Below are 17,695 nucleotides of genomic sequence, written 5' to 3' on the forward strand. Positions count from 1 at the left end.
GCTATCATAACATTTATTGAAATTATCAACAAAAAAACCATTTCCCATTCTATTTTATCACGAGTCTAAATAGAATGGAAAACGGTTGGTTGTTATTGCTTATTTTCGAATTTTATTGAGCACCTTTAAGCAATTGTGCATAAGGTGAATCAAAAGGAATAATTATGACTGTTTCATCATTTATCGTTTGTTTATACGATTGCAAAGTGCGATACATTTCATAAAATTCTGGATCCTTTGAATAGGCTGAATTATACATTTTGGCTGCTTCACTTTCACCTTGACTTCGAATTTCCTCTGCATTTGCTTCTGCATTTGCAAGCATTTCCTTTACTTCGCTATCTGTTTCCGCAATAATTCTATTTTTTTCTGCATCACCCTTCGATAAATATCCTTGTGCAGTTGATTCCCGTTCAGAAATCATTCTAGTAAAAACCGATTGTTCATTTTCTTCAGGTAAGTCCGTTCGCTTCATTCGTACATCTGTTACAACTATACCATAATCATCTTTTTCTAATAACTCATTTACGATATCTGTAACCTGGTCATTTAAACTTCCCCTTGACGATTTTTCATCATTTATAATATCATCATAATTCAATTGTCCAAGCTCTGAACGAACCGTTGAAAAAACGAATTCCGCCATTTTTGTTTCTGCATTTACAAGGGTACGAGCATTCGCAATAAGTTTTTTCGGATCATCTATTTTCCAAACTGTATAGTTATCAATTATGAGTCGTTTTTTGTCCTTTGTATTAATTTCTGCTTCCTGAACATTATAGGTCATTTGATATTTAGGGAGAGTTGTTACAGACTGAATAAACGGTATTTTCATATTTAATCCAGGCTGCTCAATGATGCGAACTACTTCACCAAATTGTCTCACTACTTTAAATTCATTTTCCTTAACAATAAAAATATTTGTTAATACAATTACAAGCAGTATAATCGTAATCAATAGGATAATTCCCGCACGGATATACCCTTTAATAAATGGAAGCTTCTTTTCACCCATGTTCACTATTTTTTCATCGGCCATTTATTTCACTCCCTTTACTATCTGACGTATCTGATGGTTCAGTTGGTTCAGTTGGTTCTGATGGTTCTGATGGTTCTGATGAACTCTCTTCTTCAGGTACTACTGTCTTGCTAGTAGTTGTTTCTTTTATCGGTAAGTATTTCATTGTATTACCGTCATCTTCCATAATATAAATTTCTGCATTAGGTAATACTTGGTCAATTGTTTCTAGCACAAGTCTTGTTTTCGTAATGTCTTTATTATGGACATACTCATTATAAATAGCATTAAATTGTGCGACATCGCCCCGGGCTTCTTCAATACGGGATGCTTTATCTCCATTTGCCGCATGAATAATCGCATCCTTTTCCCCTTTAGCCTCTTCAGTCCGTTGATTACGATATTTCATTGCTTCATTTTTCCTAGTGTTCATTGTTTCACGAGCATCTGTTACATTTGTAAACGCCTTACGTACCTCTTCATTAGGAAGGTCAACATCTTGCAATTTAACAGCTAATATTGTAATTCCGATATCATAATTTTTTATAAGCGTTGATAAAAGCTCTTGTACTTGTTTTTCAATTTCTACCTTACCAGATGTTAAAGCATCATCTATTGTTGAGCTACCAATAATACTTCTTAAAGAAGCTGATGTAGCATCCTCTAATATTTCTTCCGGATTTTCAGCATTAAATAAATATTTACCCGGCTCAGTTATTTTCCATTGGACAACCATATCTGCTAAAACAATGTTTTCATCACCGGTAATCATTTTTGTCTCTTTTGGAAAATCCTTTACTTCTCCGTCCTTTGATTCTTTATATCCAAATTGTAAACTAAATGTTTCCTTTGATAGGATTTCTACAGATTGAATTGGCCATGGATATTTAAAATGTAAACCAGGCTCACTTACACCTTCCTCAACTTTACCAAGTGTAATCATTACCGCCTGTTCGGATTCGTCAACTGTATACCAAGATGTAAATACAACAATCGACAGTAAAATAAGCAGAATAGCAAATCCGATGATGGTAAAAATTCTTTTTATACTTAACATCCTACCCCTACTTTCTCTACGTACTTTTACCTCACCTTTCATACGTATTTAATTGGAGAAAGTTTCAAATATTACTCAGTAATAGAAAAATCTTACTGCATAAAAAAAGGGACGAGAGCTTTACGCTCTCGTCCAAAAGATTGGCTCCTTGGATGAAGGGGTTTTCACTTTGTATCATATCAACTGTATATTAAGATAGGATAAACCTCATGTAAATTATTTGTAAAGTATGTCGAAATTTACACCAATTAGATTTCCGACTCAAACTTTTCATTTAACCTTACAGTAAAAGTAGTTCCTTCACCAAGTTGACTCTTCACTGTTATTAAGCCTTTATGAGCCTCGACTAAATGCTTAACAATTGCTAATCCCAAACCCGTTCCTCCAGAATTTCTACTTCGGGCACGATCAACTCGATAAAAACGCTCAAATATTCGCGGTATTTCTTCTGTTTTTATACCAATTCCTGTATCAGAAACTGTAACAATAACAGCTCCTTCATCTTTCTCTACTTGAACATGAACCGAGCCACCCTTTGGTGTATATGTTAATGCATTGTTAATTAAATTAATAAAAATTTGCTTTAATCGATATAAATCCCCTTCAACAAAAACAAAGCCCTCTGGAACGGTATATGTCAATTCGATTTGTTTTTCTTTTGCCTTACCTTTAAGGATGACTTCGATATCCTCTAATATTTCTTTCACATCACAAGCTTGAATAGATAGCTTAAAGCCTTGCTGTTCAATTTTTGATAAATCCAATAAATCTTGGATTAATGTTTGTAATCGATCACTTTCTTTAAGAATAATCGATAAAAAATATTCAGCAGTCTCCCTATCATTGAGTGCACCGTCCAGCAAAGTTTCGCTAAACCCTTTGATTGATGTTATTGGAGTTTTGAGCTCATGAGAAACATTTGCAACAAAGTCCTTCCTCATTTGCTCTAATTTTTTCAATTCTGTTATATCATGGAATACAAGGACGATCCCCTTCCACTCATCATTTGTTCCGATTATCGGCGCTCCATATACCTCAAAATGCTTAAATTCTATATTTAACGGTAGCTGGAGTTGCTTTCTTACTTTTACTTCGGTCATAAAGATTTCTTCAACAAGCTCAATGATTTCATTGTGAGTAAACGCATCATAATATAACTGATAAAGAAATTTCGCAGATTCCACTTCAAATAACTCTTTATAGGCTCGATTAACTAAATTAATATATCCTCTTCCATCGATTAAAATTAAGCCGCTACCCATGTTTTCAATTAAAGTTTGGAGACGGTCCTGCTGCATTTCTTGAGCACGTGTCATATCTTGAAGATTTCTTGCTAAAATATTTATATATTGACTAAGCATTCCTGTTTCATCGAGATGATCCTCATAAGTACGTGCTTTATAATTTCCCTTCGCAAGCTCCATTGCAACCTTTGTGGCAGACTCAATAGGGCGAGTATATTGTCGTGTAATTTTTACGCCAATAAATAGGATAATGATAAAAGCTAAACTTAAACTCACGACTAACAATATCCACATTTGTTGAATCATCTTATTTAGTTCTTCAATTGATGTGTTAACAAGGACGATCCCTTTATACGTATTTCCCTCAATAATCGGTAACCCAAAATAGCCGATTTTATTCGCAGGATCTGTTGCATAATGCCCTTCTTCTTTGTTTTTCATAACCGGAAGGACGTTTTCAATCATTTGATGATGATCATGTGCGCCTTCTAGTTGCCCTGCATCATAAATTACCTCGTCATTCTCATTTAATATTGTAATGTGCGAAGTAAACGACTCACTCAAATCAAGGACAAAGCTTGTAGATTCTTCATTCGATAACCCTTTCTCAAACACAAGAGTTTTGGCTAGTTTCGCTTCCTTTTGTAACATGTCCTTAAAAGAATTAATATAATAGTTTTGAAAAATTTGTCCTAATAATAAACCTAAACCGACAAGAACCGATACAATTAATACAAATAGCCCAAAAAGTAATCGGGAACGAAATTTATTCATCCATTTTAGGCTCCTCTAACTTATAGCCCAATCCTCTTATTGTTTTAATGTAAAGCGGCTTTTTCGTGTTTCTTTCAATTTTTTCACGGAGGTGACTGATATGAACATCGACTATTCTTGTATCTCCGGCAAAGTCATAGTCCCAAACAGCACTAAGAAGTTGATCACGCGTTAAGACTCTTCCCTTATGTTTCGCTAAATAAACAAGAAGCTCAAACTCCTTTGGTGTTAAATCCAATCTCTCATTCACGTAATAAGCCTCATAATGCTCTGGTAAAACTTTTAAATCACCGATAATCATTTGTTCTGGTTCATCAGGTTCCTTTTGTTCTACTTCTTGATGAGTATGTGATGATCGTCTAAGAATAGCTTTAACTCTTGCTACAACTTCTCTTGGACTAAATGGCTTAGTCATATAATCATCAGCGCCTAGTTCTAGACCTAATACCTTATCAAATTCATCGTCTTTAGCAGTTAACATTAAAATTGGAACCATTATTTTTCTTTGTCGAAGTTCCTTACAAACCTCAAGTCCATCCATTTTTGGAAGCATAAGATCTAAAACAATTAAATCTGGCTCATCAGCGATACAGCTTTGTATCCCTGCCTCACCATCCATAGCAGTTTGGACAAGATAGCCCGCCTTCTCTAAATTATACTGTAGCAATGTTAAAATCGATTGCTCATCATCCACAACTAAAATCTTCTTACTCATAAAATCCTCCAACACTCATTATTCCCCTACAAACAACCAATCTGTTTTTACTTCTATTATATCTCGAAAACTTGTTTCATGTAGCGTTTTCCTCACGAAATCTCATTTCCATTTTCTCTCTATTCCCAAAGAATCTTCAGCAAAACATTGTCTGCCGAAATAAAGTACGAATAATCGAAAAGACTTCTTATATAAAAATCACTTTTCTACTATTCACAAAACTCTATCATCTTTTGTAAATTCATTATATCGTAACTCAAACTATAAGAAACTTCAAATTAATAGGATTTTCGGAGGATTTTTCAAATTTAAGCAGTAGTTAAGCACTTTACTCATTCCCAAACACAGATTAGGCTTAAAAACGACATCTAAAAAAGGAACCTAATGAAAAAAACTGCATATAAAAATTGCAGTTTCATCGTTAAGCTGGACATATCCAATTTTTGTATGTATTTTACCATCATCTTTCTTTAATCGTATTGTCAATTAAAATACGTTCAACTAATTATCCAAAAGTTAAAAATTATCTAATGCATTCCCTTCCACTTGTTCGGTTGTACACGGTGGACTTACCGTAACACTTCCATCAATTAATATTTCTTCCTCAGAACTTAATGCTTGAACCGAAACAACAATTTTATTTTCTGATACTAATATTTCTGTTACCTCAAAATTAAATTGTATAACTGTATAATGATAAATAGGTCTATGGAATGTTAATTCATGTTTCAAAATATGACTTCCAGGCCCAGGTAAATATTTTGAGATTGCAGAAATTATTATACCTGTTAACATAATGCTTGGAACAAGAGGTTTTTTGTATGGAGTTTGAGAAGCATAGTCATGCTGTATGTAGAGCGGATTCGCATCATTCGTTAATCCTAAATAAAGGAGTAATTCTTTATCCTCTATTTTTTCCGTTAACGATAATTTTTCACCAATAGAAATATCTTTAATATTTCTTCCAAGTTTTCGCTTCTTCCCAAGAAGCATGGTTAGCACCACCTTTGTATCATTTACAATTCATTTATATATCACTTAAAGTCAATTATTAAGCAGAAGAAGGCACCGTATATAATTAGATAGTAAAAAAAGAAAATTGAGCAAAACTCAACTTTCTTTTTATCTATTACATGATTATCGTCCAATCGTACTAAGATAATACCTTCATGACATTTTTAACTGAATCCGCTGATTTTTGTAAGGCAGCTTTTTCATCTTCAGTTAAATCTAACTCAATAATTTGTTCTAACCCATTTCCACCAAGTACGGTAGGAACACCTAAATAAATACCATCAAATCCATATTCACCCTCTAAATAGACAATTGATGGTAAAACACGACGTTGGTCTTTTACAATTGCTTCTACCATTTCTACTAGTGAAGCTGCAGGAGCATAATATGCACTTCCATTCCCTAATAGATTAACAATTTCACCGCCGCCTTTACGTGTTCTTTCAACGATAGCATCAAGGCGTTCTTTCGGAATTAATGTTTCCAGAGGAATACCACCTGCATATGAATAACGTACAAGCGGAACCATATCGTCTCCATGTCCACCTAATACAAATCCAGTAATATCTTTAACAGAAAGATTTAATTCTTGAGCAACAAACGTACGGAAGCGAGCAGTATCCAATACACCTGACTGTCCTATTACGCGATGCTTAGGGAAACCAGATTCCTTGTATACAGTATATGTCATTGCATCGACAGGGTTTGTCAAAACAATGATCGTACAATCAGGAGAATATTTAACTACTTCCCTTGTAACAGACTTCATAATCCCTGCATTTGTTGAGACAAGATCATCCCGGCTCATTCCAGGTTTTCTAGCAATTCCAGCTGTAATAACAACTATGTCAGATTTCTCTGTATCTTCATAATTGGATGTACCAATAATATTTGCATCAAATCCTTGTATTGGACTAGCCTCAAGCATATCTAATGCCTTGCCCTTTGTAGGATTTTCCATTTGAGGAATATCCACTAAAACAACATCAGCTAACTCCTTTTGGGCAAGGAGAAAAGCAGTTGTTGCACCAGTAAATCCACTTCCGATAACAGACACCTTTTTACGTGTAATTGCCATAAAAACCATCCTCTCGCTATCGTTTCCTTATTTGTTAGAAAAATGGGACGAATCTTTGGATAAGCAAATATACATTCTAAACCTTCGAACATATTCGCTTCGTCCAAAGAACGCCCCTTAGAAGTCATGACGAACTAACTCTCGATTAGTATTAACCTAAATTTTTAATTAGCTCATCAGCAAATTCTGAACATTTAACCTCTGTTGCACCTTCCATTAAACGTGCAAAGTCATAAGTAACAACTTTTGAGGCAATTGTCTTTTCAACTGAATTTGTAATTAATTGAGCTGCTTCAGTCCAACCAAGATGTTCAAGCATAAGAACACCAGAAAGAAGTACTGAAGATGGGTTTACTTTGTCTAAGCCCGCGTACTTAGGTGCTGTTCCATGAGTTGCTTCAAAAATAGCATGACCAGTTTCATAGTTGATGTTTGCTCCAGGTGCAATACCGATACCACCAACTTGTGCTGCTAATGCATCAGAAATATAGTCTCCATTTAAGTTCATTGTAGCTACTACATCGAATTCACGAGGACGAGTTAAAATCTGTTGTAGGAAAATGTCTGCAATTGAATCTTTAATAATAATTTTTCCTGCTGCTTCTGCATCAGCTTGAGCTTTATTAGCTGCTTCTTTACCTTCAGCTTCTGCAATGCGATCATATTCAGCCCACGTAAATACTTTATCGCCGAATTCTTTTTCAGCAAGTTCATAACCCCAGTTTTTAAAAGCACCTTCAGTAAATTTCATAATATTACCTTTGTGAACTAGTGTAACTGACTTGCGACCATGCTCAATTGCATAGTTAATTGCAGCTCTTACTAGACGGCTTGTACCTTCTTGTGAAACAGGCTTAATTCCGATTCCAGATGTTTCAGGGAAGCGAATTTTATTTACACCCATTTCATTTTTTAAGAAGTTGATTAATTTTTCTACTTCTTCTGTTCCTTTTGCATATTCAATACCTGCATAGATATCTTCTGTATTTTCACGGAAAATAACCATATCAGTATCTTCTGGACGTTTAACTGGTGAAGGAACACCTTGGAAATAACGAACAGGACGTAAGCAAGTAAATAAATCTAACTCCTGACGAAGTGCTACGTTTAATGAACGGATACCTCCGCCAATTGGTGTTGTTAATGGACCTTTAATCGCGATTAAATACTCACGAATAACTTCTAATGTTTCATCTGGTAACCATTCACCTGTTTGGTTAAATGCTTTTTCTCCTGCAAGAACCTCTTTCCAAACAATTTTCTTTTCACCATTGTATGCTTTTTCAACCGCTGCTTCTAATACACGTGATGCTGCAGCCCAAATATCAGGACCGATTCCATCTCCTTCAATGAATGGTATAACTGGATTGTTTGGTACATTTAAAACTCCATTAGTAACTTGAATTTTTTCGCCTTGTGTCAAAAAAATTACCTCCCAGGTTATGTAATATATTTTATTTATCCATTGGATAGATAATACCTTTTTAGTATAGTAGTTTTTTAGTTTTTTTGAAGTGTTTCACTACTATTTTTTACTTCACAGAGTAATCCCCCCATTTAGCAGGGAGGATTACCGTTTTTAAATAATATGAATTGAATCCTTATCCTCTTTGTTCTACAGGAATATAGATTTGTTTCTCTGGACCTACATACTCAGCACGTGGTCTGATTAATCGATTGTTTTCATATTGTTCTAAAATATGTGCAAGCCATCCAGAAACACGACTTACTGCAAAGATTGGTGTAAATAAATCATGATCAATACCTAAGCTATGATACATTGATGCAGAATAAAAATCTACATTTGGCGGCAATGGTTTTCTTGCCGTAACAAGCTCTTCAATTTTTGTAGACATTTCATACCATTTAGGCTGACCTGTTAATTTTGTCAATTTCTCTGACATTTTCTTCAGATGTTTTGCTCTAGGGTCTCCTTTACGATAGACACGATGTCCGAAGCCCATAATTTTTTCTTTATTGGCAAATTTTTCATTAATGTAGCTTTCAACATTTTCTACTTCACCAATTTCAGAGAGCATTTTCATAACTGCCTCGTTTGCCCCTCCATGTAATGGACCTTTAAGTGCACCGATAGCTGAGGTAACACCGGAATATACATCAGATAAAGTTGCAACACATACTCTTGCAGTAAAAGTTGACGCATTTAATTCATGATCAGCATGTAAGACAAGTGCTTTATTAAATGCCTCAACTGCTACTTCATTAGGCTCCTCACCTAGTAACGTATATAAGAAATTTGCAGCCATTGATAAATCTGTTCGTGGCTCAATTGGCTCTAATCCTTTTCGAATACGTGCAAATGATGTAACGATAATTGGAAGCTGTGCTTGAAGGCGAATCGCTTTTCTATAATTTGCTTCAGGACTCATATCATCAGCTTCTTCATCAAATAAGCCGAGTAATGATACAGCTGTTCGAAGTGCTGCCATAGGATGCACACGTTTGATAGGGTATGTTTTGAAGTGGTCAATGACTTGTTGTGGAATTTTCGCATTTTCCGCAAGTTGTCTCTTAATTTCACTTAATTGCTCTAAATTTGGAAGTTTTCGATGCCATAGTAAATATACCACTTCTTCAAAGCTTGCATGTTCTGCTAAATCATCAATGTTATAACCTACATAAGTTAAATTATCATCGATAATCGAACTTACAGATGAAGTAGTAGCAATGATTCCTTCTAGACCGCGTGTTACTGTCATAAAAATCCTCTCCTTTACCTCTAATTCCCCATATTAATCTAAAAAGTCCAAATATTGCAATAAAAAAATCTCCCCATCACATTTTATTATCATCGTTTATATGTAGAGAATCCTCTTTCTCTATGTATTTCTCGTTAATAAAATTAACTTATATCAAACGAAATCGAATGGGTTATTTAAACTTCTAGATGATTGAGCGCTTGCTCATGAAACTAACGACGAAAAGAAAATGCTTACATTTTTTCTTAAGAGAAACAAAAATAGGCAATTCAAAATTCTCTATAGAAATCTCATCAAAGATATGACTCTGTCGATGTGTACAACATACGTTTCTAGAGCCTATTTATGAATCTATCCTTATTATAAACAATTATCAGACTTTTGTGAATGAAAAACAATTGAAACGGCAAAAAAATTTGTTAGAAAAATGATTTTTTAACATTTTTTCTACTTTTTCATCCCTATCTTAAATAACTTTCTACAAAAATGTTATTGTAGTGTACATTAATTTTCACTATTATTTCCTAATAAATCCAATGAAATAAGACGAAAACAATCCGAATATTCCCCACCTAAATGATCGTAATTTCCCTTATTTAGGTGAGGTATCTATTTTTTTAGTTAGTTATTTTCCCTCTTATCTTACGAACTAAAGAGCTTTACTACTTGCATCGCTAAATAGGCAATACCTGCTCCAATTAATGGGCCTACAGCAACACCATTAAATAATGCAACAGCGATAATTGTTCCAAACACAAGAGCTGTTGTGATGTGTGGGTCTTCTGCTAATAAGGTTAAACCATTTTTCGCTATTAGTGCAACAGCAATACCAGCACCTAATGCAATCCATGCATATATAGATTTCACTGCCTCTAACAGCTGTTTAAATCCTATATCACCTGTTGCTATTGGAACGAGCACAGCAATGGTAATTATCGTGACCCCCCAATTGATACCTTTTGAACCAACCGTTGGCAATATTTTCGATTCTAACCCGATAATTTTTATAACCATCAAACACCCTACGGCAATGATTAATGATTGATTTTTCGCTATTAATCCAATGACTAATAATATGAATAAAAAAAGCATTGGCTGATTAAACATTTTATGATCCTCCAAACATATTCAACAATTTCACCTATATTCTATTTGGCACAATCTTTTTCTCATAAACAAGCCTTTATTATAATAAACATGTCTTAAAAGCTTTTCTTAGGAGGAAGTAAATTGAGCTTGCAATATGTATATAGTTTGTTAAGACTCCTATTAATTGTTGGACTAACTATCCTTAGTGTTCTCATTTTATATTATTTATCTACATTGACCTATCCATTTATTATTGCGATTTTGATCGCTCTATTTATTAATCCTCTTGTAAATTTTCTTGAAAGAAAGGCTAAACTTCATAGAGGACTTGCTGTTATAATTGCGATTATTTTATTACTCTGTTTAATAATCGGGCTTGTCATATTATTAGTAGCAGAAATCGTAACTGGGACAACTTATTTGGCAAGAGTCATACCTGGTCATTTAGATCTATTAGCTATCTATTTAGAATCTTTTTTTGTAGAAAAGATCATGCCAATATATAATCAATTAACATATTTATTTTCAACACTAGATACGAATCAACAGAATTCAATTATTACTAATATTCAAAATATCGGCGAGCAAATCACATCAAGCATTGGTTTATTTATAAAAAGCTTTTTAGAAAATATCCCAATATTAATCCGGTGGCTCCCAAATGCAGCAACTGTTATCATTTTTTCATTATAGCTACTTTTTTTATTAGTAAGGATTGGTATAAGTTTAAAGGTCTTTTATCAAATATTCTCCCGCAAAAAGCAAGAAGTAGTGGAAAAACAGTTTTTGATGAACTAAAAAAAGCATTATTTGGCTTTATTCGCGCTCAATTAACATTGATTTCGATTACAACAACTATCGTACTAATTGGCCTTCTTATTCTTCGGGTTGATTATGCGATAACTATTGCTTTGTTAATCGGTTTAGTCGATATTCTTCCATACCTTGGAACAGGATTAGTATTTGTACCTTGGATTATCTATTTATCATTTAGCGGGAGTTTACCTTTGGCAATCGGTCTAGGCATTCTTTATCTTATCGTAATGATCCAAAGACAAGTGATGGAACCAAAAGTTCTTTCGTCAAGCATCGGATTAGATCCACTCGCTACACTCATTTCTCTTTTTATAGGCTATCAACTGATTGGATTTTTAGGGCTAATCGTAGGACCAGTAGCTGTAGTTATATTAAAAACATTACATACTGCGGGAGTATACGAGGATTTGTGGCAGTTTATTATTGGGAAAGAAAGAAATTAGAAAACATATATGACTGCTTAAAAAGGCCTGACTCATTTAAAACACAGTATTTTTGTTCAATAAGTCTGACCTTTTTATCAGCCTAAAATTTGTTTTATCGAATAATTGTCACATTGTTTTTTTCAATCCATCTTCTCATAAGCAAAAACAAAACCGGTTTTAATTTATTTCTCGTAAACGGAAGTAATAACAAAAATCCACAAATATCTGTAATGTAACCAGGAGTTAGCAATAATAGACCTCCGAAAAAAATACAAATACTATCCACGATTGCATCGCCAGGTATTTGACCATATCTTAATTGTTCCTGCATTTTTCTCATTGTTTCTAATCCTTGTCTCTTTGCAAGCCAAGCCCCAATTATCCCTGTTAGGAATAATAATAAAAGGGTTGGTAATACACCAATTGTTTTCCCTGATATAAGAAGTACACTAATTTCCAATATCGGAATTAAGATAAAGATTATCGTTAAAAACCTCATCATTTCACCCTCTCAAAATGGGATGTACAACTAACTCTATTTTATGTGAAGAGGGAGAAAAAGCGCAAGCGCTATAGAGCTTTCAAATAAAAAGAAAAGAGAAGAGGACGTATAATCCTCATCTCTTTTCAATCAATTCTTCAAATTAAAGAACACTTGCATGTCCTTGATAAACGACACCTCTTACAGCGTCAACTGTAATATCTTGTCCATCTTTTAAAATTGATGTAGCATTTTCAACACCTACAATAACAGGTATTCCTAAGCTAAGGCCAACTACTGCGGCATGGCTTGTTAATCCACCTTCTTCAGTAATTAATGCTGTAGCTTGTTCAAGAGCTCCCATCATATCACGATCTGTACTTTGAGCAACAAGAATTGATCCTTTTGTCATTTTTGCTTCTGCATCCTTTGCTGTACTTGCAACTACAACTTTACCGAATGCTGATTTACGACCAATTCCTTGTCCTTTTGCTAATACATCACCGATAACATGTACTTTCATTAAGTTCGTTGTTCCAGCTTCTCCAACCGGTACACCAGCTGTAATAACAACTAAATCACCATGTGTAACAAATCCACCGTTTATCGCTTCGAGAACAGAATTATCTAGCATTTCATCAGTTGATGTTGAGTGGTTACCACTTCTTGGATAAACTCCCCATACTAATGCTAATTTACGTGATACAGATTCAGATACTGTAACAGCAATAATTGGTGCTTTTGGACGATATTTTGAAATCATACGTGGTGTATGGCCACTTTCAGTTGGAGTTACAATAGCAGAAACTCCTAATTTTAATGCAGTGTAAGCTGTTGACTGACCAATTGCATCAGTAATAGTTGTACCAACTTGATCACTGCGTTTTGAAAGGATCTCTTTATAGTCTAAAGCCTGTTCTGCTCTTGACGCGATATTATGCATTGTTTTTACTGCTTCAACAGGATATGATCCAGCAGCTGTTTCACCAGATAACATAATTGCATCAGTACCATCAAAGATCGCGTTAGCAACGTCACTTGCTTCTGCACGAGTAGGTCTTGGATTACGTTGCATGCTATCTAACATTTGTGTAGCCGTAATAACTGGTTTTCCAAGAGCATTACATTTTCTAATTAATTCCTTTTGAACTAGCGGAACTTCCTCAGCTGGAATTTCAACTCCTAGATCGCCACGAGCAACCATTAAACCATCAGAAACCTCTAAAATTTCGTCGATATTATCGACACCTTCTTGGTTTTCGATTTTTGGAATAATTTGAATATGACTAGCGTTATGCTCTTCCAATAATTCGCGGATTTCTAGTACGTCTGAAGCGCGTCGAACAAAGGAAGCAGCAATGAAATCAACACCTTGCTCAATACCAAATACGATATCCTTTGCATCCTTTTCCGTAATACCTGGAAGTTTAACGCTTACACCTGGAACGTTGACACCCTTTTTATTTTTTAAGGTTCCACTGTTTTTAATCTTTGTCTTAATTTCACCATTTGCTTGATCTAGACCAATTACTTCTAATTCAATTAGACCATCATCTAATAAAATCGTTGAGCCGATATGAACATCATCAATTAAACCTTCATATGTAACAGAGAACTTTTCTTTTGTACCTACAACTTCTGTCATCGAAATAATTATTTCATTACCAGCTACTAATTCGATCGCACCATTTTCCATTGTATGAGTACGTATTTCAGGTCCCTTCGTATCCAATAAAATCGCAACTGTTTTGTTTAGCTTTGCAGATGCTTCTCTTATATTTTTAATACGATTTCCATGCTCTTCAAAATCACCATGGGAAAAATTTAAGCGTGAAACATTCATCCCCGCTTCCATTAATTCCGTTAATTTTTCAATTGATTCACTTGCTGGACCGATCGTACATACAATCTTAGTTTTTCGCATTTATGTTCCTCCTACCATTTTACGAATAAGGGAATAAACATTTATAATGGATATGGATGTAATTCCCTTATTCCAACATTTACTATGGTTTTACCGATTTACTTTTTCAAAACTCAAATAAAAATACTAAAGGATATCTATTATCAAATCAACCTAATTGGAAGATATGAAAACGATACCACCTAGTAACAATTATATTGATAACTCTTTTGATAGTCGATACATATCCTTATCAATTGTATGAGGTTGATCAAGGATTTCAAGTATATCATGATGAACGAGTTGATTTTTCTGAATTCCTACACAACGTCCACCTTTACCTTCAAGTAATAATTCAACCGCATAAGCGCCTAAACGGCTTGCTAAAACACGATCAAACGCAGTTGGTGATCCACCACGCTGTACATGACCTAATACTGATACTCGTGTTTCAAATGTAGTTGCTTCTTCGATTTGTTTCGCAAAATCTACTGCACTACCAACACCTTCAGCTACGATGATAATACTATGCTTCTTACCGCGTTCATGTCCTCTTTTTAGACGACCAACGATATCATCCATATCATAATCTGCTTCTGGAATCAAGATTGTTTCCGCTCCACCAGCAAGACCTGACCATAACGCAATATCACCAGCATGTCTACCCATTACTTCAATAATATATGTACGTTCATGTGAAGTTGCAGTATCACGAATTTTATCAATTGCATCAATGACCGTATTAAGCGCAGTATCAAAGCCAATTGTGAAATCAGTTCCCGGAATATCATTATCGATTGTACCTGGAACCCCTACACATGGAAAACCATGTTCTGTCAGCTTTTTCGCACCCATGTAAGAACCGTCTCCACCAATGACAACTAGTCCTTCAATTCCGTGCTTTTTAAGTTGCTCAATTCCTTTTTTCTGACCCTCAACGGTTTTAAATTCTGGACATCTTGCAGAATATAATTTCGTACCGCCTCGATGAATAATATCTCCTACTGAACCTAATTCTAATTTTTCAATACGTCCTTCGATGAGACCAGAATACCCGTGAAAGATACCGTATACTTCAACATTATGAAAAATTGCTTTACGAACTACTGCACGAACAGCAGCATTCATACCTGGAGAATCTCCACCACTAGTAAGGACACCAATTTTTTTCACTTTTCTTCACCCCACTATATTCTAGTAGCTTTATTTTTTATAAAGCAAGACTTTCAATCAGTGGAGGGTTACGTTATCCCCCATTGATTGTAGTAAGACTTATCTAGTTTTTCCTAACAGTTACTAACAACCTATTTTTAAGACTGAAGAATGACTGACAGGCAAACGGATAAATCAAAAATACCATGAATGGTAGATCAATACAACAAAAGTAAAAAAGTCAACTTTTGTCGAATAAACTTTTATGAGCCTTATTCATTATACAATAAATTTTTTCTTTATGTTTAAATAAATATGTAATTTTGCAAAATAATTGTCTTTTCTTACTTCAAACAAACGTTCAACAAGCACTTAATAAATGACCATCTACAAATTGCGCTACTAAGCTCTACTTACTCATTATTCCCATTTTCATCAAAAAGAAACGTGGACCAATGGTCACACGTTCTATTTAACTCCAAGTAACTCATTTGAATAAGATACTTGACCTATTTTTTTGAACTTCTCATAACGATGATTAATTAATTCCTCACCATTCATTTTGCTTAAAGATTTTAAAGAACTTGCAAGTACTTCTTCAATATACCCAGCTTGTTCAACGACATTTTTATGGGCTCCACCCTTTACCTCAGGGATAATTTCATCAACTACTCCTAATTCTTTCAAATCAGGTGCTGTTATTTTCATTGTTTCAGCTGCTTTCTTTGCTAATCCAGCATCCTTCCATAATAAAGCAGCTGCTCCCTCTGGGGAAATAACAGAGTAGGTAGAGTTTTCAAGCATATGAATATAATTGCCTACACCTAAAGCTAATGCTCCTCCACTACCACCTTCACCGATGACTATGCAGATAACAGGTACAGATAATCCCGCCATTTCAAATAGGTTTTTTGCAATAGCCTCACTTTGCCCACGCTCTTCTGCTGCTTTCCCTGGATAAGCTCCCTTTGTGTCAATGAAGCAAATGATTGGACGTTTAAATTTATCTGCTTGCTTCATTAAGCGTAAAGCCTTACGATATCCTTCAGGATGTGGCATACCAAAATTTCTTCTGATATTCTCTTTCGTGTCCTTTCCACGTTGGTGGCCAATCACTGTAACAGGAAGATCTCTAAATTTAGCAATCCCACTAACAATTGCATCATCATCGCCATAATAGCGATCACCGTGGCATTCGAAAAAATTCGTAAAAATATGATTAATATAATCCAATGATGTCGGTCGATTTGGATGACGTGCAATTTGCACCCGATCCCACGGTTTTATATTAGAATAAATCTCGCTTGTTAGTTTTTCTAATCTAGCTTCAAGTTTTTCAATCTCTGATGACAAATCAACATCAGAACCTTTTGTAATTTCCTTTAATTCGTCTATTTTCTGTCTAAGCTCGACAACTGGCTTTTCAAATTCTAATTCACCTACCAAGTGATTTCACCTCCTGTTTGATGAATGTCAAGGATGTTAGCTAATGTTTCTTTTAATTCTTGTCGATGTATAACCGCATCCAATTGTCCGTGTTTTAACAAAAATTCTGAAGTCTGAAAGTCCTCAGGAAGATCTTCACGGATCGTTTGCTCGATAATTCTTCTACCGGCAAATCCAATTAACGCCCCAGGCTCAGCAAAGTTATAATCTCCTAATGATGCAAAGCTAGCCGAAACACCGCCAGTAGTTGGATGTGTCATAACTGATATAATTAAGCCACCATTATCGCTAAATATCTTTAATGCTGAGCTAGTTTTCGCCATTTGCATTAAGCTCAACACACCTTCTTGCATTCTTGCTCCACCAGAAGCTGTAAAAATAATAAAAGGTAGCCCTTGTTCATTTGCTCTCTCTATTGTACGAGTGATTTTCTCACCGACTACAGAGCCCATACTACCCATTCGAAAGCTGGCATCCATTATTGCAACTGTCGTTTTGAAGCCATTGATAAGACCTTCACCAGTAACAACCGCTTCATTTTGCTTCGTTTTGCTACGGTCCTTCTCTAACTTTTCCTCGTATCCTGGAAAATTTAATGGGTTTTTAGAAACCATTTCCTTGTCGTATTCAACGAAACTATTCTCATCAAATAAGCTTGCAATCCGTTCTTTAGCATTCATTTGATAATGATAGCCACAATTTATACAAACTTTTAAATTTTTATTTACCTCTTTTGAGTAAATGATTTTTTTACAGCTTGGAC

The 17,695-nt window shown here is 34.8% G+C and carries 14 protein-coding genes and 1 pseudogene; 1 reads left to right on the top strand and 14 read right to left on the bottom strand.

Annotated features, from left to right (window positions below; genetic code table 11):
- Window positions 1-112: 112 nt before the first annotated feature.
- The 9 genes from hflC to HU235_RS07685 all read right to left on the bottom strand — a co-directional run bounded on the left by hflC (window position 113) and on the right by HU235_RS07685 (window position 10,727).
- A complete protein-coding gene (gene hflC / locus HU235_RS07645; protein ID WP_095300644.1) occupies window positions 113-1,039 on the bottom strand; it encodes a protease modulator HflC in 927 nt (308 codons plus the stop codon).
- The gene (gene hflK, locus HU235_RS07650; protein ID WP_174879830.1) at window positions 1,029-2,075 is read right to left on the bottom strand and encodes an FtsH protease activity modulator HflK; all 1,047 of its coding nucleotides are present in this window, start codon (window positions 2,073-2,075) and stop codon (window positions 1,029-1,031) included. The genes hflC and hflK overlap by 11 nt, the downstream gene beginning before the upstream one ends.
- A 248-nt stretch (window positions 2,076-2,323) precedes the next feature.
- The gene (gene pnpS / locus HU235_RS07655; RefSeq protein ID WP_095300646.1) at window positions 2,324-4,093 is read right to left on the bottom strand and encodes a two-component system histidine kinase PnpS; all 1,770 of its coding nucleotides are present in this window, start codon (window positions 4,091-4,093) and stop codon (window positions 2,324-2,326) included.
- Complete coding sequence (locus tag HU235_RS07660) at window positions 4,086-4,808, bottom strand: response regulator transcription factor (RefSeq protein WP_095300669.1); 723 nt, start codon at window positions 4,806-4,808, stop codon at window positions 4,086-4,088. Before HU235_RS07660 ends, pnpS begins: the two co-directional genes overlap by 8 nt.
- 516 nt (window positions 4,809-5,324) lie before the next feature.
- A complete protein-coding gene (locus HU235_RS07665) occupies window positions 5,325-5,801 on the bottom strand; it encodes a hotdog family protein (RefSeq protein ID WP_095300647.1) in 477 nt (158 codons plus the stop codon).
- A 160-nt stretch (window positions 5,802-5,961) separates the two neighbouring features.
- On the bottom strand, window positions 5,962-6,900 hold the full coding sequence (mdh, locus tag HU235_RS07670; RefSeq protein WP_095300648.1) for a malate dehydrogenase: 939 nt from the start codon (window positions 6,898-6,900) through the stop codon (window positions 5,962-5,964).
- Between the two features lie 151 nt (window positions 6,901-7,051).
- Window positions 7,052-8,323, bottom strand: a complete 1,272-nt coding sequence (icd, locus tag HU235_RS07675; RefSeq protein WP_095300649.1) for an NADP-dependent isocitrate dehydrogenase — start codon at window positions 8,321-8,323, stop codon at window positions 7,052-7,054.
- Between the two features lie 178 nt (window positions 8,324-8,501).
- A complete protein-coding gene (citZ, locus tag HU235_RS07680) occupies window positions 8,502-9,620 on the bottom strand; it encodes a citrate synthase (RefSeq protein ID WP_095300650.1) in 1,119 nt (372 codons plus the stop codon).
- A 642-nt stretch (window positions 9,621-10,262) separates the two neighbouring features.
- Complete coding sequence (locus HU235_RS07685) at window positions 10,263-10,727, bottom strand: DUF441 domain-containing protein (protein ID WP_095300651.1); 465 nt, start codon at window positions 10,725-10,727, stop codon at window positions 10,263-10,265.
- Between the two features lie 123 nt (window positions 10,728-10,850).
- On the opposite strand from HU235_RS07685, the pseudogene ytvI reads away from it, so the two are divergent.
- Window positions 10,851-11,968 (top strand): annotated as a pseudogene (gene ytvI, locus HU235_RS07690) (sporulation integral membrane protein YtvI).
- 94 nt (window positions 11,969-12,062) lie between these two features.
- Here ytvI and HU235_RS07695 read toward each other — a convergent pair.
- From HU235_RS07695 to accD, 5 genes are all read right to left on the bottom strand, one after another.
- Window positions 12,063-12,452 (bottom strand): FxsA family protein, encoded by a 390-nt coding sequence (locus HU235_RS07695; RefSeq protein WP_307190578.1) that lies wholly within the window; start codon window positions 12,450-12,452, stop codon window positions 12,063-12,065.
- Window positions 12,453-12,594: 142 nt separating this feature from the next.
- Window positions 12,595-14,355: a pyruvate kinase gene (gene pyk, locus HU235_RS07700; RefSeq protein WP_095300654.1), complete on the bottom strand. Its 1,761-nt coding sequence runs from the start codon at window positions 14,353-14,355 to the stop codon at window positions 12,595-12,597.
- Between the two features lie 192 nt (window positions 14,356-14,547).
- Entirely contained in the window at window positions 14,548-15,507 is a 960-nt protein-coding gene (gene pfkA / locus HU235_RS07705) for a 6-phosphofructokinase (protein WP_095300655.1), read from the bottom strand.
- Window positions 15,508-15,954: 447 nt separating this feature from the next.
- Window positions 15,955-16,932, bottom strand: a complete 978-nt coding sequence (gene accA / locus HU235_RS07710; protein WP_095300656.1) for an acetyl-CoA carboxylase carboxyl transferase subunit alpha — start codon at window positions 16,930-16,932, stop codon at window positions 15,955-15,957.
- On the bottom strand, window positions 16,926-17,695 hold a 770-nt coding region (gene accD / locus HU235_RS07715; RefSeq protein WP_174879831.1), incomplete at its 5' end, for an acetyl-CoA carboxylase, carboxyltransferase subunit beta. The genes accA and accD, both read right to left, overlap by 7 nt.

It is taken from the genome of Metabacillus niabensis, assembly GCF_902829255.1.
Lineage (GTDB): Bacteria > Bacillota > Bacilli > Bacillales > Bacillaceae > Metabacillus > Metabacillus niabensis.